The organism is Dapis brunnea BLCC-M229 (assembly GCF_050015995.1).
GTDB lineage: Bacteria > Cyanobacteriota > Cyanobacteriia > Cyanobacteriales > Microcoleaceae > Trichodesmium.
Window position 1 is genome coordinate 4,699 of sequence record NZ_JBNHEP010000133.1, and the last position, 3,290, is coordinate 7,988.

Below are 3,290 nucleotides of genomic sequence, written 5' to 3' on the forward strand. Positions count from 1 at the left end.
ATCAATTCTGAATTCTCAATTCTCAATTCTAAATTCCTGCCTTCTTGCTTCTCAATATTAAATTCTGACTTCCCAGATTTGACTTCCTCTTTTTGACTTATCAATTCTGAATTCTCAATTCTCAATTCTAAATTCCTGCCTTCTTGCTTCTCAAGAATCAACATATCTGGATAACTTTTACAACCCACTCTCCCACACCAAGAACCATAGAATTTTCCTAACACATCAAAACCAGAATTATTCGCCCACTCCAAAAATAAAGACTCCAGAAAACCCATACCTTTTTCTGGTGCATTTATGTCCTTAGCAAAACCTTCTTGAACTCGATGAATAAGAAGTTGAGAACTTTTACCTTCAGAAATTAATTGTTCTGACTCATGGTTAACCAAGAAACAATTAAATAACAGACGACCACCAGATTTTAAAACTCGATAAACCTCATCTAAATAATTACGAATCTCACTCCCACTCACCTGAGTAAACCTAGAACTAATAAAAACAAAATCAAAACTTTTTTCATCGTAGAGAAATTGAAAATCTGAATCTATATGCCGAAAATTAAAATGAGGTTTTTTAGTTGTAATATTTTCCTGCGCCCAAGATATTAACTCCTCAGAAAAATCCAATCCTTCATAACGCCCTGGAGACTGTAAATAATAAGAAAGACCATAAGCAATATTCCCAATTCCACAACCAACTTCTAAAACTTCAGCAGTAGATTTAAGACCTACCCTTTGGATAAAGTCGCCTAAAAACTTAAAGCTTCTCGGAATAAAATTACTCGCTCCCCCATCTATATACTTATGATCAGGAATAGGTAGGGAAGGTTTAAATAATTTAAACAGAATATTTCCCTCTTCCCCTTGAAATATTGGAGTAACAGCAATCAGAGAATTTTGACAGTTTTGTAGTTGTGTTTTAGAGAGGGAAATTTCCAAGCGAAACCGAGAATTTTCAGCATTATTAAGTTTAGGGCGAACTTTTGCTATATCTGGACTAGGTAGACCTAATTCTTGTGCAAAAGAAGTAATTTTTTTACCCCCAATAACAACTTTAAAACCTTCTACAGAACCAAAATTTTCCGAACCAACCCAACCATATATTACTAATTTTTTATCGGAAATTCCTACCTTATCTAAATAACCAAAACAATCAACCACTATCGAACTAATAGATTTGTTAATCCCAGAATATTGTTGATTTTCAACTTCTGATTTTTGATTGTGTCTAAATGGTTGAACTGCTTTTGTAATTGGTTTTTCTGATTCTTCTAAAACTATAGGTGCTTCTGAAAAATCTTGTTGTTTGGAATTGCCTAATACTTTGGATAAAACCCTACCTTCACCATCTTTGAAAATTGGAGTTAAAGCAATATTAGAATTGGAGAATTGTGAAATTTGTTCGTATCTCAGAGGTACTTTCAGGCGGAATCTTGCTTTACCAGAAGTATTAAGATTACGGTGTAATTTTTCCACATCTGGACTTGGTAAATTCAAAGCAGCTTCAAACTTATCTATTCTCGTATCTGCAATAGTTAATTTGAAACCTTTTACCTCCCCCGAATTAGGAGCAACCACCCAACCTGTAAGTAATAATTCTTGGTTATTAAATTCTGCCTTGTCTAGAGAACCTAATGTTGGTAATAATTCTGTTTTTTCTGTCACCGGATATTGCTCCAAATTAACTATATTTTTTTCAGGTAAATTAATGTCACTCCCAACTTCTGACTTCTGACTTCTGACTTCTTTTTGACTTCTAAATTCTAAATTCTGAATTCTAAATTCTTTACTTCTTCCTTCTGCTAATTTTAAAGCTGCTGCATAAAGTTCTATATCTTCACTATTAGCAGCAGCTAAATCATCCATTAATTTTTTATCTGATAAGACTTCCTTTTGAAATTCAACATATTCTGGATAAGGATTTCTATTTTGATAAATTACCTCATAATCAGACCAACCTAAAATATTTTTCAGTTCCAGTAAATCTTCAGCAAAATATTCTGTAATTCCCACAAAATCAAAATAATCTAGAGACTTACCATTTACACAATAAGTCATCAAATTACTATTACTTTGAGCAAACTTTAACAAACCTTCTTTATTTAGATGGTCTTTAGTAGGATTAGATATGTGGCGAAAACAATAATCAGAAATTAAGCGCCGGATCGGTTCTCTTAACCATGTAATTCTCTGAGCATTAGGAAATAATTTATCATACTTACCCGCCCGAAAATGACCCTCAATAACTTTAGTTTGCCAATGAATAGTAGCTGGCATATTATCTTCAAACATATTAGTTTTATCAGTTAGAACCCCTTGAGTTCCATAAACCTGTAATAAAACCTGTCTAAAAGCAGTTCCAGCAGCTTTTGGCACATGAACAGAAATCAATTCTACCTGCGGAGTTTGGATTGGTAAATTATTTGCTTCTGGTGTTTTTACTAAAGAAGATAAAGCAGGAGTAACCGCATTTAACAGAGGTTCTCCTTCACAATTTTCTACTAAAGGAATTAAAATAATTAGAGCATCTTTAAATTCTTGTTGCTGCTGTTTATTCATAGGCAACCTAATAATAAACCGAGCATTATTAGCAGCAGAAATATTTGGATGTGCCCTTCTTACTCCAGGACTAGGAAGACCTTGAGTTAAGGCAAATCCTGTTAATTTTTTACTGCCAAATAAAACCTTAAAATTAGTTACAGGTTCAGACTCAAAAGAGAGAACCCATCCACTTAAACAAACAGTTTCATTTTCGATTGCTACTTGGTCTAAAAATCCAGTAGTTGCTGCTAGTTTTTGAGGTTGTTTATCTGCTATTTCAACTTTTTCCATATTGGTAAGATTTCCCTAAATTGTTTTTTACTAAAATTATAATCTTGAAGAAGTATAGCGTTACACCCAAGTCAAAAGTTAAAAGTAATCTCTAAGTGAGTTTCCAGTATAGTCGGAAAATTTTACTATCCATCTACATCCGGCGTGCGCTTCAGAAAATGAATCTATTATTGCTATATACGCAATAGTAGAAAATTTTTACTATCCATCTACATCCGGCGTGCGCTTCAGAAAATGAATCTATTATTGCTATATACGCAATAGTAGAAAATTTTTACTATCCATCTACATCCGGCGTGCGCTTCAGAAAATGAATTTATTATTGCTCTATACGCAATAGTCGGAAAATTTTACTATCCATCTACATCCGGCGTGCGCTTCAGGAAATGAATTTATTATTGCTCTATACGCAATAGTCGGAAAATTTTACTATCCATCTACATCCGGCGTGCGCTTCAG

The 3,290-nt window shown here is 33.5% G+C and carries 1 protein-coding gene; it reads right to left on the reverse strand.

What is annotated here, in order from left to right; all coding sequences use genetic code 11:
- Positions 1-2,831: class I SAM-dependent methyltransferase (locus tag ACP6PM_RS15795; RefSeq protein ID WP_426586204.1), on the reverse strand; the 2,831-nt coding region annotated here is incomplete at its 3' end.
- Positions 2,832-3,290 lie beyond the last annotated feature (459 nt).